The following is an 18,196-nucleotide window of genomic DNA, read 5'->3' as shown; positions in this document are numbered from 1 at the left end:
GACCAAGACGCTTTTTATTATGCTTTTTCTTCTTTTAGTAATTCAAATTTAAGTACTGGTTTTCTTGCTGCTTGTGTTTCATCTAATCGACCAATGACAGTTGTATGTGGTGCTTCTAATACAACTTCTGGTGTTTCTTCTGCTTCTTTAGCAATTTGAATAAGCGTATCACAGAATGCATCTAAAGTTTCTTTAGATTCTGTTTCTGTTGGCTCAATCATCATACATTCTTCCACATTGATTGGGAAGTAAATTGTTGGTGGATGGAAGTTAAAGTCTAAGAGACGTTTAGCAATATCCAATGTTCTTACACCAAGTTTTTTCTGTCTTGAACCACTGATTACGAATTCGTGTTTACAGTGTTGTGTATATGGTGTATCAAAGTGATCTTGTAGTCTTCTCAACATGTAATTAGCGTTTAATACAGCTGTTTCTGAAACTGCTTTTAATCCATCTGGTCCCATCGTTCTAATATAAGTATAAGCTCTTAAATAGATACCGAAGTTACCGAAGAATGGTTTAACTCTTCCGATAGATTGTGGCATATCATGTTCGAATTTAAATGTATCATTTTCTTTAACTACTGTTGGTTTAGGTAAAAATGGTACTAAATCTGCTTTAACACCAACTGGTCCTGAACCTGGTCCACCGCCTCCATGAGGTCCTGTGAATGTTTTGTGTAAGTTTAAGTGAACAGCGTCAAATCCCATATCACCAGGTCTAACTTTACTCATAATTGCATTTAAGTTAGCACCATCGTAATACAGTTTACCACCTGCTTGGTGTACGATTTCTCTGATTTCTAAAATATCTTCTTCGAATAAACCTAATGTGTTAGGGTTTGTTAACATGATAGCAGCTGTGTCATCCCCAACTACACGTTTCAAGTCTTCGATATCAACTAATCCTTTTTCATTAGATTTTACAGTTACTGTATCGAATCCTGCTACTTTTGCAGAAGCTGGGTTCGTACCGTGAGCTGAGTCTGGAACGATAACTTTCGTTCTATTGAAATCGCCATTTGCTTCGTGGAAAGCTTTAATCATTAATAATGCTGTCCATTCACCGTGCGCACCTGCTGCAGGTTGAAGTGTTACTTCATCCATACCCGTAATTTCTTTTAAATGTTCTTGTAAATCATAAATGATTTCTAATGAACCTTGTATAGTTGAAACATCTTGTAATGGATGTGCGTTTGCGAAGCCAGACATTCTAGCGACTTTTTCATTAATTTTAGGATTGTATTTCATCGTACATGAACCTAAAGGATAGAATCCAGTATCTACACCATGGTTTTTATTAGATAATTCAGTGTAGTGGCGCATTAAATCTAATTCACTAACTTCTGGTAATTCTGCTTTTTGTTTTCTTGTAAATTTATCTCCTAAAAGATCTTGAACATCTTGTGTTTCAACATCTTTTTCAGGTAAAGAATATGCAAATCTATCTTTTCTAGATCTTTCAAATATTAATTCGCTTGATGGTTTACGCACTGTATTCACCTACTTTTTTGATAAATGTGTCGATTTCTTCTTTTGTTCTTAATTCTGTTACTGCTATTAACATATGATTGTTGAATGCTTCGTCGATGAAACCTAAGTCAAATCCACCAATAATACCTTCTTCAAGTAATTCAGCGTTGATTTCACTTATCGGTTTGTTAAATTTAACAACAAATTCGTTGAATGAAATACCTTCTAACACATCAAATTCAGCTTCTTGCATTTTTTGCTTCATGTAAGTTGTTTTTTCCATGTTAAGTTTAGCCATTTCAAACACACCATTCTTACCTAATGCACTCATGCAAACTGATGCTGCTAATGCATTTAGAGCTTGGTTAGAACAAATATTTGATGTCGCTTTATCTCTTCTAATATGTTGTTCACGTGCTTGTAGCGTAAGAACAAAGCCTCTATTGCCATCTTCATCTTGCGTTTGACCAACTAAACGTCCTGGTAGTTTTCTCATAAGTTTCTTAGTAGATGCAAAATAACCACAATGAGGTCCACCATATTGTGCTGGAATACCGAACACTTGTGCATCACCAACAACAATATCAGCACCGAACTCTCCAGGAGGTGTAATTAAACCAAGTGATAAAGGATTGCTTGATACGATAAATAAAGCTTTTTTATCTTCAATTAATTGTTTAATTGCCTCTAAGTCTTCTAAAGAACCAAAGAAGTTAGGATATTGAACACATACTGCTGCTGTATCGTCATCGATAACTGATTTCAACTTTTCTAAGTCTGTTACAGTACCGTCTAAATCAACTTCAACTACTTCAATATCTTGTGCTTTAGTATATGTTTTAAGTACTTCTATAGATTGATAATGTACAGATTTAGATACAATTACTTTTGACTTCTTAGTATGACCTGCTGCAAGAACAGCAGCCTCAGCAAAAGCAGTTCCACCATCATACATAGATGAATTGGCTACATCCATACCAGTTAATTCGCAAATTAAAGTTTGAAATTCAAAAATAGCTTGTAATTCACCTTGTGAAATTTCTGGTTGATAAGGTGTATAAGCAGTATAAAATTCTGAACGAGATATAACATGATCGACAACAGTTGGAATATAGTGATCATATACGCCAGCGCCTAAAAATGAAGCATGTGTTTCACTTGTGATATTTTTATTCGCAATATGAGATAGTTCACGTAATAAAGGCGTTTCAGCTTTCTTTTCTTTAATATTTAACGGTTTATTAAACCTTACAGATTCAGGTATATCCATAAATAATTCGTCTACGGATTTAATACCAATGACATCCAACATTTCAGATTTATCTTTTTCAGTTAAAGGTATATAGCGGTGACCCATTTTATTCACTCCTATGATTTAAATGATGATTTTTTAACAATTTTAGCTTTTACTTGTCTTTTTCTAACTTGTATTAAAATTTCTTTATCTAATTCAAATGCACCCTTCTCAATTAATCCCATAGCAATTGATTTGCCAGTTGATGGAGACTGAGTTCCAGAAGTTACATAACCAATTTCATTACCATCAGTATCTAGAATTGCATAATCTGTTCTTGGTATGCCTTTATCAATCATTTCTATACCGATTGATTTTCTTGGCGCACCATTTTCTTTTTGAGCTTTTAATACATCTTTGCCAATAAAGTCATCTTCAATTAATGGTTTAACAGCAAATCCAATGCCAGCTTCATATGGTGTAATTTGTTCAGATAAATCTTGACCATGTAATGGTAAAGCAGCTTCAAGTCTTAAAGTATCACGTGCACCAAGACCACATGGAACAACATTTTCGTTTATAAATCCATCCCAAATAGCTTTTGTATCTGCAGCATCACAATAAACTTCGAATCCATCTTCACCTGTGTAACCAGATTGAGATAATATAACTTCTTTCCCGAATAGTGTTACATTTTGTTTAAACTCAAACATCTTCATTTCTGATACATCATCACTTACTAATTTTTGAATTAGTTCGCGTGCTTCTGGACCTTGGATTGCTAATTGGCCATATTCAGAAGATTTATTTTCAACATTTACATTAAAATCTTTAATTGATTTTAACCATTCGAAGTCTTTATCTGTATTACCTGCATTGACAACTAAGAAATAAACTTTGTCGTCTAATTTATAAACAACTAAATCATCAATTACACCGCCATCTTGGTTACATAGCGTTGTATATTGTGCTTTACTATCCGTTAATAATGTTGAATCATTCGTTAAAGCGTATTGAATAAACTGATCCGCTTCTTCACCTGTAACAAGAATTTCACCCATGTGACTTACATCAAAAATACCAACATGATTTCTTACTGTATTGTGTTCCTCTTTAATACTTGAAAATTGGACTGGTAAAGCCCATCCAGAAAAATCAATTACTTTAGCACCTTGATCTATATAAGTTTGATACAAAGGTGTTTGTTTTAAATCTGTCGTCATCATAACTCTCCCCTTCTGAATATGTATAATAAAAAAACAGGGTAGCTTTCGCTACCCTGTTGAAGTGCTCTTCAGGAATGCGTCACAAAGTTATCCTTTTGCCTGAGAGATTCACTCAAATCTGGCTTGCTCCTTCGGCGATGAATATATCATTCATTCTCTCTAACTTTGATCATTCGCAAATATTTAAGCTTATAGAGATTCAATAATCTCACTTGCAACTACTTCTCTAGGTCTGTTAGCATCAATATGCTTGAATGCGATTTCATTATAACTTAATTCTCGTTTTGAATACAAGGTTTTTAATTCATTTAATGACTTTCCGTTAGCATTCGGTCTGTTGTTATCATGATTAATTCTATTAAATAGAATTTCGACATCACATTTTAACCAAAAAGTATTGTCATTTTGCTTTAATAATTCTTTGCATAATTCTGATTCTACAATACCGCCACCAGTTGAAATAATCACATCTTGGTCAATCCATTTTTTTAAAGATTGATACTCTAAATCTCTAAAATGTTTTTCACCATATTTTTCAAAAATTTGTGGGATTGGTAATTGAGTTGTTTCAACGATATAAGTATCTATATCTACTAAACTTTTATCATAATGTTCGCTCAACAAATTTCCGATAGTTGTTTTGCCAACACCCATAAATCCAATTAATACGATTGACATTAAATCTACTCCTCAGTTGTTTCATTTCAACTTAAACTTTATTCTATCTCATTATTCAGAAAATAAAAAGCTTAAAATTATTTATTTATCATTATTTTTATTTCACGTATATAGTATTGTTCTAAATTGTGATAAGTATTAAGCTTAAAGCTATATTGTACTAAGTAAAATGACAAAAAGGAACTATAAATAAATAATATCCCAAGTAATAACGGTAAAATAAAACCAGCATCGTTAGATATAAATTTCTTCATGTAATTCTTTATCGCCTTTTCTTATTATAATAAATACTTTAAATGTTTCGTTAGATATCTTATCTACTTGAAAAGTCTTCACATTATTAACCAAAGTGATGTTACCTCGGCCATTTATAGTTTTTATTATCTTTCCATTTAATAATGTGAATTCTGTAGAACGTGTTTCATTTATGAATTTAATCCTGTTATAAGCGTTGTCTAATTTTATAGTACTCTCTTTTATTTCATCGGAGATTTCTTTTCTGAACATCATCAATTCAAAATGTGTATGATCCATTGCATTATCTTTAAATAAATAAAGACTCTTAATGAGCAATGGGATTAAAGCTAATATAATTAATAAAAAAGATAATGACAGTAGCATTTCTATCATCGTAAAGCCTTTACTATTTTTCAATACATATTTTTTCATTTTTCAATTCATCTTTCATACAAACTTTTGTATTAAACTCTAAATATTTATATCTCTTTACATCATATTTTGGTTCGATAGATTTTGATTGCACAGTTTGATAAAGCATTTGATAAAGCTTTATTCTATCGTGTTCTCGAGTGATATTTTCATTTAATGTTGTAACTAAAGGCAGTAATGTCCCACTCAATAGCATTATGATAAAAATAGACAACATAAAATCTATAAACACATACCCATCATGTCGTTTCAACAATTCTATATCTCCCTTTCTCGATTCGGAAAATAACATGATACTTTTTATCGTTAAACCCCACTTTTAAAGTACCAAATTGATTAATATTTCCCTCTCCATCAAAAACTAATGTCGTAAACTCATTATTTTTAGAAATACGACCTTTATAGAGTGAAATGGTTTGAATCTGATTCTTCTCAATTTGATAAAATATTTTATCTGAATTAGGTTTAAACCAAACTAATATAGGTTGCTTTTGAGATAGAGATTTCGTTTCTAAGAACTCTAGCTTCGTTTCAAAATCATCTATGCCATTGTTTAATCCACTACTAGCCAATGCGTTTATAGATAAATACATTGTCACCATAAAGATAATACTGATGATGGATAACACAATAATCATTTCCACCAGCGTAAAACCTTTATTATCATTAATGTGCAACAACTTCACCATTATCAAGTGTAATTGTTTCACCTGATTTACATGTCAGTTGCTTTTGATTAATATAACCATCACTTACTAAATCATTTATAGAATTTGGTTTAGCATCGTGCTTCAATGTATAAGCTTCTACTTGCCCAGCAACCATCTTCACTTGAGCTTGGCATCCAGTACTTTTTACCGTCTCTGATTGCTTACTTATGTTTGGTATGATGATCACCAATAATATACTTATGATTAAAAGGACAATTAGCATCTCAACCAATGTAAATCCTTCTTTTTTACTTAAAAATTTAAATCTTTTCATTTTAATACATTCCTTTCACTTTATACCTTCTACCATTTGCAGCATCGGTAGAATAATTATTAAATATAGCGTTACGATTAATAAAGCTAGAACACCAAATACGACTGGTTGTATCCATTTGAGATGTTTTAAGAAAGTCTTTTCTAATGTGTCCAGCATAAAAAGACTGTAATAATAAAGTTCTAAATCTAATTTAGATTTATTTTCTCCGTGATTGATATAGTGTATAAAATTAGATTCAAAGCACCCTAACTTCTTAATTGAATTTGGAAATGTCATACCAGAAACTAATGATTGATTGATGGAATGTCCAATATATTTCAAAAAGTCATCTTTAGTTTGCAACATATATATTTCAATTATTTTAGTAAGGGTAATACCATTTTGAATAAAAAAGGAAAAATCTCTAGATATACGATATGAGTTATACATCGTAATGTAACGATTGATGATTGGAATTTTCTTGTATATAGCTATTTTACGAGCCATTTCTTTATCCATAAAATTCATATAACTGATGAGATAAACTAGGAATAAAATGAGGACTAAAGAAAAAATAGTAGTTGGTAAATATGAAAATATTGTCGTGATAATACGTAACGAAGTAGAAATTTCTACATTCATTGAAGCATAAATTTCTGTAAATTGAGGAATAATGGTTTGATTCACAACAGCGAGTAACATAAAAAAGATGCTGAATAATAAAGCGGGATATTGTGTTGTTTTTATAAATCTTTGTTTAACTTGTTCAACCTTTTTTAAATATAGAATAGAGTGTTCTAACGTTTCATTCAAATTACCATATTGTTCACCAAAGTATATTTGGGTAATAATGACTTGCGGATAATTAAACAGTTTAAGTATTTCATGTAATTGACCAGTCTCTTTAACAATTTCACAAGCAGTCGTATTTAAATTATGCTTTTTAAGTTGAATGAATTGATCAGACAGTAATTGAATAGCTTCTAGTAAAGTGAAACCTTGTTTCAACATATCTAACAGTCGTGTTAAATATAATACTTGGTCTTTTTTTAATACATTTTTCTTACGTTTCATAATCATTCTCCATATATTTAATAATGTCATCTTTAAAAATATAAGACATATTTAAAGTTCTTGTTTCATCACTTTTCTTCACAAGACGTTGATTCGTAATACATGAAATACCTTGTTTAATTTGTTCGACTGTTACACCTAATTCAATTAGTCGGTGGATTGCCCCGATTGTATCACTCGCATGCATAGTTGAAAGCACTAAATGACCACTTAAACTTGCCTGAATAACTTGCTTAGCAGTAACATCATCTCTTATCTCCCCAATCATAATAACGTCAGGATCACATCTTAAAATAGCTTTAAAGGATTGTTGATAAGTTATGTTAGCTTTTTCATTGACTGAAACTTGAACGATACCATTTAATGTTTGTTCTACAGGATCTTCAATTGTAATAATATGTTTATTCTTCTCTCTCTTTAATGCGTACATCAATTCATACATTAATGTCGTCTTACCTGATCCTGTTGGCCCTGTAAATAGAAATAATCCTTCAGATTGATACATTCTGTTTTGTAGTACGTTATATGATTGATCTTCTGATTTTCCATGTGAGTGATTAAAATGTTGAGGTGTTATTCTAATGGAACTAGATTCTATTCCTAAACTGATTGGTATTGTAGAAATTCTTAAGTAGTAATGAATGTCATGTTCATATAAATATTGCCCGCTTTGTGCTTTATTACGTTCACTTACATCAAGATGCGCGATAAATTTCATATAAATGAGTAGCCTACTATACAATTTAAAGTCTAAATCTAAATCATAAGGTGTATTATCGCCATTTATCCTCATTTGAACAAAGACTTTATCATCATTTAAAGGTACAAAATGAATATCACTCGCATTAGAATTAACAGCATCGTTAATAATTGACTTAAATAATTTTTCCATAATCTCCTCCTAATATATATAAACGCTTCCAATTACCTAAATTACTTGTTTAATGCTTATGAATTTGCGTTAAAATGCTATTTACTTTTGTATAGAGTAACTTTATAATTAAATATGAATAAGAAAGTAAACACAGAGGGGGTTCTTAAGAAGATGGATAAAGTTTATAAAACTCTAGGCTTCTGGACTGCTATTTTTGCTACGATGTTTTATGTCGGTGGTATGGACATGATGGCATATTTCTTCTTAGCACAAACTGGATTTTTCGTATTGTTGGGATACTTAAAATTAACAGAAAGAATGTATATGTATATATTCGCAATTTATTTAGTATTATGTTTTGTTGGATTTACATATTATTCTACATTCTTATTAGAGCCAAGTTTTGGAGCACATCATTAAAAGAAGCATTACACAAACGTGTAATGCTTCTTTTTTTAATTAAATCCATTTAAATACGGATTTGTCATTTCTTCATCTGCAATTGTTGTCTCCGGTCCGTGACCTGGGAAAATAGTTGTATTTGGATCTAGTTCTAACAACTTATCTTCAATTGAATTCAATAATGTTTTTGTATCACCTTTATATAAATCCGTTCTGCCAATTCCACCTTTAAATAAAGTATCACCTACAATAGCAAAGTCACCAAATACAAATGATAAACTACCCGGTGAATGACCAGGCGTATGGATCGCTTCAAATTTAAATTCACCAATCTCATATTCTCCAGGTTCCATTATTTGTGGAACAGTATGTTGAACCACTTGTGGTAATTGATACATTGCAAATTTTTTAGAACCATTTTTCTCAGTATCTGTTAGCCACGATTTTTCTTCAGGATGTACATATACTTTCACATCAAATTCATTTGCGACATCATCTACTGCACCTATATGATCAAAATGAGCGTGTGTTAATAATACAGCACTCACCTTTTTATGATATTGTTTAATTTGTTTATTTAAAAACTCGCCATTATCTCCTGGATCTATCACGAGTAATTCGTTTTCACCTTCGAGAATATAACAATTTGTTTCTACAATTCCTAATGAAAAACTATGTACTTGCATTTTATTTCCTCCTCTTTTAAAAAGTATCTCGACAAAACCACATATTAATTATACAATTAATATGATAATAAAAGAAATTTGTATTGGGGGTATTGGAATGCCATTTATCGACACAGGGGAACTATTTGAGTTATTTGGAGTAAAAATCCATATCGGTGTTAATATTTTCTCATTATTAATGCTAGCTGTTTTTATTCTAGCTATATTTGGTTTAATTTCAGCATTCAAAAACAAAAATATTTTGGGCATTCTTTTTGGTGCAATAACTGTAGTATCTTTTGGGTTCTTCTCATTAGCTACAATCTTTACATACGGTTATCCAATTTTACATCATTAAAGAAAAGACGAGTTTACACTCGTCTTTTTTTATTTGTTCAAATGTTTATTAACAGAATCTAATTTATCGTTCATTTTTCTAGATTTATCTCTTCTATCGTCTATTCGGATATTTGTACAAACTCTGTCTAATCCTTTATTGAATGGACTTTCATGAATTTCTTGAATAATTTCAAGTAAATCTTTTAGATCACCTTCAATAAGTGTATTCATTGGTGTTAATTGATAATCAATTGTACCTGCCTCTTTATGCTTTTCTAAGATCAATTGAATATCTGCAATATATTCACTCACACTAGGTCCTTCTGTTCCCACTGGTATTACGACTACGTCAACTATTGCCATTATTCATTCTCCTTTTCTATTACATATGTCTTAATTAAACCAGCTGCGCCGATGATACCTGCGTCATTTCCTAGTTGTGCAACTACGATGTTTGTACCATCTTGTGCAGGTTTAAATGTCATTTTTTCATAATGCTTTTTAATAAATTGGATAAGAATATCGCCGGCTTTACTAACGCCTCCACCAATTATAATATACTTAGGGTTTGTCATGACGCTAACAACACTTGCAGCATAAGCTATGTAACCAGCAACTTTATCAATGATAAATAAACTAAATTCATCACCTGATTTTGCAGCATCAAATACGTCTTTAGCTGTAACATTTTTACCAGTTATTAAGTCATGAATACTTGATTTCATATTGATATTTGGATAATAATGATGTACTAAATTAATGACACCTGTAGCTGAAGCAACCGTTTCAAGACAACCCTTCATACCACAATTACATTGAAATCTTTTCTTTTGATCCACTAAGAAATGACCTATTTCAGCGCCTGAACCATTATGACCATGAATTAATTCGCCATTTGAAACAATGCCGCCGCCTACACCTGTTCCTAGCGTCATACAAACAACATCACTTTCATTTTGGCCAGCGCCTTTAAATTTTTCTCCTAAAGTTGCAACATTCGCATCATTATCTACGTAAATTGGGCCATCAAAATATTGTTGCATATGTTTTCTAACTTCAATGTTACCAGTCCAATTTAAATTCACTGCACCGTTGACGATACCATTTTCAAAATCAATTGGGCCAGGTACACCGATTCCCATACCGATAATGTTCTTGATATCGATATCTTTTCTATTCAGATGTACAACGAATGAATCATATATATTCTCTAATATGCCTTCTCCAGTTTTATTCGTTGAAATTTCCCATTTCTCTTCGATATTTAGTGAACGATCAAAAATACCTAATTTACAAGTCGTACCACCAATATCAGCTGATAAAATATATGTCATTTTTTCTCAATCCTTCTCTGATTTATAATAAGTCTTGCTTGTAAAAATGTTTCTTTATCAATAAGCATAGATTGATACATAGCTTTTATTTCTTGTTCCATCATTTCTAGTTGATCTTCTTCATCTTTAAAATAAATGATATAACCAAACTTTTTAAGTAATTGTTGTACGTCATATAAATTATTCATAAAATTAACTCCTAAACGCATCAATTTCATCTTTTAATGCTGCATAATGTTTATTCTTTTTATCAAGCTTTATGGCCTTATTAATAAACTTATTTGCTTTATCATAGTCATCTTTTGCTCTATAACCTAAAGCTAATTGGTAATTTAATTTAGCTGAATTAGGAAAAACTTTTAAGCCTCTTTCCCATTCTAGTATCGCTTCATTCAAAGATGTATTATTCGCTACGATTAAGCCACTTAAAATATATGTCTCATCCGACTCGAAGTTCTTTTCTTTAATTTGCTTTACCATAGTTTCTGCTCTATCAAAATCACCGTTATTCATAGCATCTTTCGTTAATTCATCATATATATAATGTTGTTGTCTGTTAAAGATGATAACGATCAAAATGATGATGATCACTATAAAGGCAGCAATATAATAAAGTTTGAATTTATCATGTTCCATCCATTTGTACATGATAAACATTAAGATTGCCCCGCCAACAAATCCACCTAAATGGGCAAAGTGGTTCACATTATTAATAAACAATGCTAATAACGAAATAATCACAATACCGATAAATGTTTGTAATACAAATTGTTTATTAATATTTTTACGAGTAAATAAATACACAATAAATGCACCAATCAATCCGAAAATGGCACCACTTGCACCAATTGAAATAGATTGTGTATCTATACTAAGCGATACAATACCTGCAAATAGACCTGATATGAAATAAATGGTGAACATTTTAATGGAGCCTAATGCACCTTCAATCAGTTTACCGAATATAATGAGCGAAAATACATTCATCATTAAGTGTGTAAAATTCGCGTGTATAAACATGGACGTTAATAAACGGTACCATTCACCGTGAACAACATTGAAATGCACAAGTCCACCGTAATCGACTAAATTAATTTGGCCAAAATGATTAAAAATTAAAACTAAAGACAGCCAAACAATTACATTAGCAGCTACTAAAAAGTATGTTACCGGTGAAAACTTAAGCATAAAGCTATCAATAAAGCTCGCATTCAATAATTTATTCTTATATGTCGTAACAGGATTTGTTCTATTACGTTTAATTTGATGCTTCGTTACAAAGTGATGAGATACTTTTTCGAAATCATCAAGCTCATATAAAGCATGATACCTAATTTTAGGTCGTTTAGTATGATTAAACTCAGTGAAATCTATCTCTTTTTCGGTAATATAAAATACATCTAATTGTTCAAAACTAAACCCTATACTATCAATTAAGTCACCTAAATGGTCAGTGATTTTTTCTAAGTCAAAATCAACTTCTTGATGTGTAGGCGTCTTATGTATAAATCTTTTGACAATTTTTTTAGATTCATGGGTCAACCATATTTCTGCTTCTTCTTCATCAATCGATATTATTTTGTAACCTTCTGTATAAACTAAATAATATATCGACTTCCACATTTGTTTTGTTTTATCCATCTATTCTTCTCCATATATATCATTTGGTGTCAACATCTCATCAACTGGTATATCATGTGATTCAGCTTCAAAGTTTCTTATCTGAAAAGGATATAACAAACTTATTGTATGTCCATTATAACGAGATAAATATTTATCATAATACCCTCCACCATAGCCTATTCGATAACCAGCTTGATTAAATACAACACCAGGTACAATAATTAAATCAATATCATCACTAATTTCAGTTTCTTGATTAACATACTTAATGCCTTTTTGATCAATTGCAATGGAATTCAAATCAAGTATTCGCTGAAATTCCATTTGCTTCGTTTCGTAATTGGTTCTCGGTACGAATACTTTCTTACCTATATTTAAAAGATGTTCAATAATAGGTATCGTATTGACTTCATGATCCATACTCATAACGATAGCAATTGAATTGGCTTGCTTAAAATTGTTATGTTCAAATAATTGTTCTTTTAAATTTAAATCATATTGTTCTTTTTGAGATATGTCTTGATTTCTCATTAAATTCAATATTTCTTTTCTTAAATTTTTCTTGTTTGACATGAATTTAACACTTCCAAATATTGATTAAATTTTTATCAGTTACACATAATATGATAACACAAGAATTATTGTGATAGGTAGTCGTACAACCTTTAAAGGTATTAAAAAAACACATTCCCGTATAATGGAATGTGTTTTTATTCGTTTTATTATTTTGTTTCTCTATGAAGAGTGTGTTTACCGTCACGAGCACAATATTTTTTCATTTCAATACGCTCTGGGTTGTTACGTTTATTCTTTTTAGAGATGTAGTTTCTTTCACCACAATCAGTACATGCTAAAGTTACATTTACGCGCATGATGAACCCTCCTATTCTTATTTCAATTAATATACGACCTTATTATAATACCATCTATGCTTATATAATTCCAGTACTATTTTTCAATAGGTTCATAGTGTTCACCAGTTATATAATAATAGCAACTTTCACTTATATTCGTGATATGGTCTCCAATTCTTTCTAAGTATCTTGCAGCAAGATGTGCTTGACCTGAAATGAATGGATCGTTATCGATTAAATATGTCGTGTTATTAATCTCACGATATAAATCGTCAATATCATTGTCGCGATCGATAATTTCTTTTATCAACAAGATATCTTTATCATTTACTGCCGCTTCTAAATCTTTTAACATTAACATTGCTAACTTACCCATTGTTTTTAATCTCGTTAGTATAAAGTAATCTGTTATTTTAACTCTTTTTCTAATTTGAGCAATATTAGTAGAATTATCCGCCATTCGCTCTAATTCAGAAGCTATTTTTAAACCTGAGATCATAACACGAAGGTCTGTCGCTATAGGTTGTTGCTTTGTTATTAGCATAACTACTTTTTCATTAATGTCATATTCCATTTGGTTAATTTTTTTATCGTATTTGATTAAATTACGAGCATTGTTTCTATCTTCATCGCTCAGTACAGATATTGATTGTTCTATCATAAAGTATACTTCTTTACCCAACACAAATAAATCATTAATGAGTGAATTTAATTCATCTTCATATTTTTCTCTAATAACCATATTATCCAAATCTCCCAGAAATATAGTCTTCTGTTTTCTTATCTGTTGGGTTAGAGAAGATTTTATCTGTTTGATCGAACTCATTTACATAACCGTTTAAGAAGAACGCTGTTTTATCAGAAATTCTAGCTGCTTGCTGCATGTTATGTGTCACGATAATGATTGAGTATTTAGTTTTTAATTCTTGCACTAATTCTTCAACTTTTAATGTTGAAATAGGATCAAGTGCTGAAGTTGGCTCATCCATTAAAATAACATCTGGTTCAATCGCTAAACATCTTGCAATACAAATTCTTTGCTGTTGTCCACCAGATAATCCATATGCATTTTTATCTAGTCTGTCTTTACATTCATCCCAGATTGCTGCACCTTTTAATGAACGTTCAACGATTTCATCTAGTACCTTTTTATCTGTAATACCATGAATTCTAGGTCCATAAGTAATATTGTCATAGATTGATTTCGGGAATGGGTTAGGTTTTTGGAACACCATACCGACATTCGTTCTTAATTCTTCAACACTATATTTTTTGTCGAAAATGTTTTTATCTCTATAAATGATCTCTCCAGATGTTTTAACACTTGGAATTAATTCAATCATTCTATTTAATGTTTTAATATAAGTTGATTTACCACAACCAGATGGTCCAATAATTGCAGTCACTTCATTTTCTGCAATATCTAAATTTATATTTTTAAGCGCATGAAAATCTCCATACCATAAATCTAAAGTATTCGTTTTATAAACAATATTTTTATCTTCTACTGCTATTTGTTGATTTGCTGTCATTTCACTTGAAGGTATATTTTGAGATAAATCTCTAATTTTTACGTCTGTCATAGTCATGACCCCTCTTCATTTTGATTATTATAATTTTCTTTGATATTTATTTCTAATATAGATTGCAATTGAGTTCATAAGAATTAAAATTACGAGCAATACGATAATGGCTGCTGATGAAACAAACTGAAATTCTGCTTGTGGCAACTTAGCCCAATTGTATATTTGCATTGGTAATGCTTGGAAAGATTCAAATATACTGTTAGGTGTTTTCATCAATATTGCAGGAATACCGATTACAACAAGTGGAGCTGTTTCTCCAAGTGCTCTTGATAGTGCAAGAATTGTCCCTGTTAAAATACCAGGTATTGAAGCTGGTAATACGATGTTTTTAATCGTTTGCCATTTAGTACCACCTAATCCTAATGATGCTTCTCTAATAGATGATGGAACAGCTTTAATTGCTTCCTGACTTGCTACGATAATAATTGGTAAAATCATTAGGGACATCGTTAATGCTGCTGCTATAACAGTCTTACCTAGAGATAAGTTTTCAATACCTGCACCACGTACAAATATTGTTAATCCTAATAAACCAAATACTACTGATGGCACACCTGCTAAATTTGAAATATTAACTCTTATAAATTTCGTAAACCAGTTTTCTTTTGCATATTCAACCATGTATATCGCTGTACCAACACCAAGAATGATAGATATAGGTGCTATTGTCATCATGAGCCAAAGTGTCCCAATTAAAGCACCTTTAATACCTGCACGTTCAGGTGATGTTGATGAGAAGTTTGTGAAGAAATCTGTACTTAGATAAGGAATACCTTTTCTAAATATGTCAAATAGCAAAATAGCTAATACGATTAAGCCAATTAATGTACAAACGAAAAATATTGATTTTATGACTTTATTTTTCATGAGTCTTGTCGGTAGCTTTTTACGAACGACGGTTTGATCAACTAAATTAACTTCTGACATATTAATACTCCTCTCTAAATCGTTTTGTAATCCATTGTGAAATGATATTCATAATAAATGTGAATATAAACAATGTGAAACCAACAGCATAAATACTGTAATAAATATCAGATCCGTACGTCGCATCTCCAGTTGCAACTTGAACAATGAAGCCAGTCATTGTTTGAATAGACCCTATTAAACTAAAGCTTGAATCTGGTGTACTACCTGCAGCTAAAGATACGATCATTGTTTCACCGATCGCTCTTGAAATCGCTAATACAACAGATGCGATGATACCGGATAAAGCCGCTGGAAATACGATTTTAGTTGCAAGTTCAAACTTTGTTGCACCTAATCCCAGTGCGCCTTCTTTAATTGAATCAGGTACCGAACTCATTGCGTCTTCACTCATACTCGTAATCATCGGTATAATCATGACCCCAACGACTAAACCTGGACTAATAGAGTTAAAGCTTCCTAAATCAGGGAATATACCTCTTAAAATTGGCGTTACAAATGTTAACGCGAAAAATCCGTAAACAATTGTCGGAATACCTGCTAATATTTCAAGAATGGGTTTAATAATTCTTCTTGATCTATCAGAAGCATATTCACTCAAATATAGTGCTGCACCTAATCCAACTGGAACAGCAAAGATTGTCGCTACTGCTGTAACTTTCAACGTTCCTAAAATCAGTGCGAAAATACCGTATTTAGGATCAGATGAAAATGGTGCCCAGTCTTTCGTAAATAAAAATTCAAATGGATTTACTCTCGTGAAAAATGTTGCTGTTTCAGTTACAAGTGTGAATAATATCCCGATTGTTGTAAGTACAGAAACTGAAGCGATTAACAATAAAATAATGGGAACAGCTTTATCCGCAAAGATTTTACCTTTATTATTGCTATTTTGCTTAATCAATTCTTGTACTGAAGTTTGTTGTTTCATAAAAATAACTCCTTCATTTTGAAAAAGGGCGATTACTGACCGCCCTCTGCTTTAATTTATTAATGATTATTTTTTAAATTTTTCTAACGTTTCTTTATCTTCTTTATACTCATCATCTTTCAACGGAACATAACCAGCATCTTTAGCAGCATCAGCTGAGTTATCAATTACGTATTCCATAAATCCGTAAAACGCATCATTATCTTCTAGTGATTTATTTTTCGCATATACGAATAATGGTCTACTTAATGGATAACTACCATCATTAACTGTTTTATCTGTAGGCTCTATTGCTTTTCCATCATCTTTAATCTTCACAGCTTTAAGTGAATCTTTATTTTCTTGATAGAAGTTATATCCAAAGAATCCGATTGAATCTTTATTATCTTGGACAGATTTAACGATGACATTCGTGTCAGCATTTTTCTCAGATTGTAAATCTTTTTCATCTAATACTTCTTCACTAAAGAAGTCATAAGTACCATGTGATTGGTCTGGTGAAAATGCTTTGATCTTTTTATCAGGGAATTTTGAATTAACATCTTTCCACGTTTTTGCTTTACCGCTATAAATTTTTGCTAATTCATCCATACTCAACTCATCAACAAAGTCATTATCTTTGTTAACAGCTACTGTTAATCCGTCTTGAGCAACTTTAAATTCAGTGTATTCTATTTTAGCTTTTTTCAATTTTTCTTTTTCTTCATCTTTAATATCTCTAGAAGCATTTGAAAAGTCTGTTTCTCCCGCTATGAACTTTTCAAAACCGCCACCAGTTCCTGATACACCAATTGAAACTGAAACATCAGGTTGCTCCGCTGAGAAGTCTTCGTTTATTTTTTCCATAACTGGTGCAACAGTTGATGAACCATCACCTTTAACTTCACCACTTAATTTTTTATCATCTGAAGATTTAGTATCCCCGGAACTAGATTTTTCAGCTGCCCCACCACAAGCTCCTAATAAAAGTACAGAACTTAAAGCTGTTGTTGATCCGATTAATTGCCACTTTTTCATGTTAAATCCTCCTAATTAATATCGCCTTAATCTTTATTACATCTTTACTTTACAATTTCTTTATTAAGTACAAATAAATTGAATGTAAATTTTGTGTTAACTTCGTATGAAAACGTTTTAAAATGTAAAAAATAAGTCATATGGGAAATTAAGTGGTGTCATAGTTACAAAACTCGGGAGAATTGTTAATAAGAGCACCCTTAGTTACAAAAGGCGCAAGAACTGTAAATAAGAGCCCCCATAGTTACAAAAGTCGGGAGAACTGTTAATATGGGACGCCTTAGTTACAAAACTCAACAAAACTGTAAATAAGAGCCTCTATAGT

The 18,196-nt window shown here is 31.3% G+C and carries 24 protein-coding genes and 1 riboswitch; of the genes, 2 read left to right on the top strand and 22 right to left on the bottom strand.

What is annotated here, in order from left to right; all coding sequences use genetic code 11:
- Positions 1-17: 17 nt before the first annotated feature.
- From gcvPB to comGA, 10 genes are all read right to left on the bottom strand, one after another.
- Complete coding sequence (gene gcvPB, locus LQ617_RS01370) at positions 18-1,493, bottom strand: aminomethyl-transferring glycine dehydrogenase subunit GcvPB (protein WP_239739293.1); 1,476 nt, start codon at positions 1,491-1,493, stop codon at positions 18-20.
- A complete protein-coding gene (gene gcvPA, locus LQ617_RS01365) occupies positions 1,486-2,829 on the bottom strand; it encodes an aminomethyl-transferring glycine dehydrogenase subunit GcvPA (RefSeq protein ID WP_239739289.1) in 1,344 nt (447 codons plus the stop codon). The genes gcvPB and gcvPA overlap by 8 nt, the downstream gene beginning before the upstream one ends.
- Before the next feature lie 11 nt (positions 2,830-2,840).
- Entirely contained in the window at positions 2,841-3,929 is a 1,089-nt protein-coding gene (gcvT, locus tag LQ617_RS01360) for a glycine cleavage system aminomethyltransferase GcvT (protein ID WP_239739756.1), read from the bottom strand.
- An 80-nt stretch (positions 3,930-4,009) separates the two neighbouring features.
- Positions 4,010-4,105: riboswitch (glycine riboswitch) on the bottom strand.
- Positions 4,106-4,121: 16 nt separating this feature from the next.
- A complete protein-coding gene (locus tag LQ617_RS01355; protein ID WP_204252617.1) occupies positions 4,122-4,610 on the bottom strand; it encodes a shikimate kinase in 489 nt (162 codons plus the stop codon).
- Positions 4,611-4,844: 234 nt separating this feature from the next.
- Positions 4,845-5,279, bottom strand: a complete 435-nt coding sequence (gene comGF / locus LQ617_RS01350; RefSeq protein WP_239739286.1) for a competence type IV pilus minor pilin ComGF — start codon at positions 5,277-5,279, stop codon at positions 4,845-4,847.
- Positions 5,254-5,535 carry a competence type IV pilus minor pilin ComGE gene (comGE, locus tag LQ617_RS01345; RefSeq protein WP_107566175.1) on the bottom strand — a complete coding sequence of 94 codons (282 nt, stop codon included), beginning with the start codon at positions 5,533-5,535 and terminating at the stop codon, positions 5,254-5,256. Before comGE ends, comGF begins: the two co-directional genes overlap by 26 nt.
- The gene (gene comGD, locus LQ617_RS01340) at positions 5,519-5,968 is read right to left on the bottom strand and encodes a competence type IV pilus minor pilin ComGD (protein ID WP_275590234.1); all 450 of its coding nucleotides are present in this window, start codon (positions 5,966-5,968) and stop codon (positions 5,519-5,521) included. Before comGD ends, comGE begins: the two co-directional genes overlap by 17 nt.
- Positions 5,946-6,263 carry a competence type IV pilus major pilin ComGC gene (gene comGC, locus LQ617_RS01335; RefSeq protein WP_159315617.1) on the bottom strand — a complete coding sequence of 106 codons (318 nt, stop codon included), beginning with the start codon at positions 6,261-6,263 and terminating at the stop codon, positions 5,946-5,948. Before comGC ends, comGD begins: the two co-directional genes overlap by 23 nt.
- A 15-nt stretch (positions 6,264-6,278) precedes the next feature.
- Positions 6,279-7,319 carry a competence type IV pilus assembly protein ComGB gene (comGB, locus tag LQ617_RS01330; RefSeq protein ID WP_239739285.1) on the bottom strand — a complete coding sequence of 347 codons (1,041 nt, stop codon included), beginning with the start codon at positions 7,317-7,319 and terminating at the stop codon, positions 6,279-6,281.
- Positions 7,309-8,211, bottom strand: a complete 903-nt coding sequence (gene comGA / locus LQ617_RS01325; RefSeq protein ID WP_204258530.1) for a competence type IV pilus ATPase ComGA — start codon at positions 8,209-8,211, stop codon at positions 7,309-7,311. The genes comGB and comGA overlap by 11 nt, the downstream gene beginning before the upstream one ends.
- Before the next feature lie 153 nt (positions 8,212-8,364).
- Here comGA and LQ617_RS01320 point away from each other — a divergent pair, with 153 nt between their 5' ends.
- Positions 8,365-8,613 carry a DUF2626 family protein gene (locus LQ617_RS01320; RefSeq protein WP_025904960.1) on the top strand — a complete coding sequence of 83 codons (249 nt, stop codon included), beginning with the start codon at positions 8,365-8,367 and terminating at the stop codon, positions 8,611-8,613.
- Between the two features lie 35 nt (positions 8,614-8,648).
- On the opposite strand, the gene LQ617_RS01315 is transcribed toward LQ617_RS01320, so the two are convergent.
- A complete protein-coding gene (locus LQ617_RS01315; protein ID WP_037588281.1) occupies positions 8,649-9,281 on the bottom strand; it encodes an MBL fold metallo-hydrolase in 633 nt (210 codons plus the stop codon).
- Positions 9,282-9,378: 97 nt separating this feature from the next.
- Between LQ617_RS01315 and LQ617_RS01310 the strand changes: the two genes are divergently transcribed.
- Complete coding sequence (locus LQ617_RS01310) at positions 9,379-9,618, top strand: DUF2759 domain-containing protein (RefSeq protein WP_016911885.1); 240 nt, start codon at positions 9,379-9,381, stop codon at positions 9,616-9,618.
- Between the two features lie 29 nt (positions 9,619-9,647).
- On the opposite strand, the gene LQ617_RS01305 is transcribed toward LQ617_RS01310, so the two are convergent.
- The 11 genes from LQ617_RS01305 to LQ617_RS01255 all read right to left on the bottom strand — a co-directional run bounded on the left by LQ617_RS01305 (position 9,648) and on the right by LQ617_RS01255 (position 17,871).
- A complete protein-coding gene (locus tag LQ617_RS01305) occupies positions 9,648-9,962 on the bottom strand; it encodes an MTH1187 family thiamine-binding protein (RefSeq protein WP_048539720.1) in 315 nt (104 codons plus the stop codon).
- On the bottom strand, positions 9,962-10,933 hold the full coding sequence (locus LQ617_RS01300) for an ROK family glucokinase (protein WP_239739284.1): 972 nt from the start codon (positions 10,931-10,933) through the stop codon (positions 9,962-9,964). Before LQ617_RS01300 ends, LQ617_RS01305 begins: the two co-directional genes overlap by 1 nt.
- Positions 10,930-11,121, bottom strand: coding sequence for a YqgQ family protein (locus tag LQ617_RS01295; RefSeq protein WP_078099923.1), 192 nt, complete (start codon positions 11,119-11,121; stop codon positions 10,930-10,932). Before LQ617_RS01295 ends, LQ617_RS01300 begins: the two co-directional genes overlap by 4 nt.
- Positions 11,122-11,125: 4 nt before the next feature.
- The gene (locus LQ617_RS01290) at positions 11,126-12,574 is read right to left on the bottom strand and encodes a rhomboid family protein (protein WP_239739282.1); all 1,449 of its coding nucleotides are present in this window, start codon (positions 12,572-12,574) and stop codon (positions 11,126-11,128) included.
- Positions 12,575-13,129 carry a 5-formyltetrahydrofolate cyclo-ligase gene (locus LQ617_RS01285; RefSeq protein WP_239739279.1) on the bottom strand — a complete coding sequence of 185 codons (555 nt, stop codon included), beginning with the start codon at positions 13,127-13,129 and terminating at the stop codon, positions 12,575-12,577. It lies immediately after the preceding gene.
- A 149-nt stretch (positions 13,130-13,278) separates the two neighbouring features.
- Entirely contained in the window at positions 13,279-13,428 is a 150-nt protein-coding gene (gene rpmG / locus LQ617_RS01280) for a 50S ribosomal protein L33 (RefSeq protein ID WP_016911879.1), read from the bottom strand.
- Between the two features lie 76 nt (positions 13,429-13,504).
- Entirely contained in the window at positions 13,505-14,152 is a 648-nt protein-coding gene (phoU, locus tag LQ617_RS01275; RefSeq protein ID WP_049318772.1) for a phosphate signaling complex protein PhoU, read from the bottom strand.
- A gap of 1 nt (position 14,153) precedes the next feature.
- The gene (gene pstB / locus LQ617_RS01270; protein WP_481816966.1) at positions 14,154-14,942 is read right to left on the bottom strand and encodes a phosphate ABC transporter ATP-binding protein PstB; all 789 of its coding nucleotides are present in this window, start codon (positions 14,940-14,942) and stop codon (positions 14,154-14,156) included.
- A 78-nt stretch (positions 14,943-15,020) separates the two neighbouring features.
- Positions 15,021-15,923, bottom strand: coding sequence for a phosphate ABC transporter permease PstA (gene pstA / locus LQ617_RS01265; RefSeq protein WP_025904173.1), 903 nt, complete (start codon positions 15,921-15,923; stop codon positions 15,021-15,023).
- Between the two features lies 1 nt (position 15,924).
- Positions 15,925-16,854 carry a phosphate ABC transporter permease subunit PstC gene (gene pstC, locus LQ617_RS01260; RefSeq protein ID WP_204252612.1) on the bottom strand — a complete coding sequence of 310 codons (930 nt, stop codon included), beginning with the start codon at positions 16,852-16,854 and terminating at the stop codon, positions 15,925-15,927.
- A 66-nt stretch (positions 16,855-16,920) separates the two neighbouring features.
- The gene (locus tag LQ617_RS01255) at positions 16,921-17,871 is read right to left on the bottom strand and encodes a PstS family phosphate ABC transporter substrate-binding protein (protein WP_037588292.1); all 951 of its coding nucleotides are present in this window, start codon (positions 17,869-17,871) and stop codon (positions 16,921-16,923) included.
- Positions 17,872-18,196: the final 325 nt, after the last annotated feature.

This window comes from Mammaliicoccus sp. P-M59, from assembly GCF_022386135.1.
Taxonomy (GTDB): domain Bacteria; phylum Bacillota; class Bacilli; order Staphylococcales; family Staphylococcaceae; genus Mammaliicoccus; species Mammaliicoccus sciuri_A.
The sequence above is the reverse complement of the archived record's forward strand: the minus strand, read 5'-3'. Positions and strand labels throughout refer to the sequence as shown.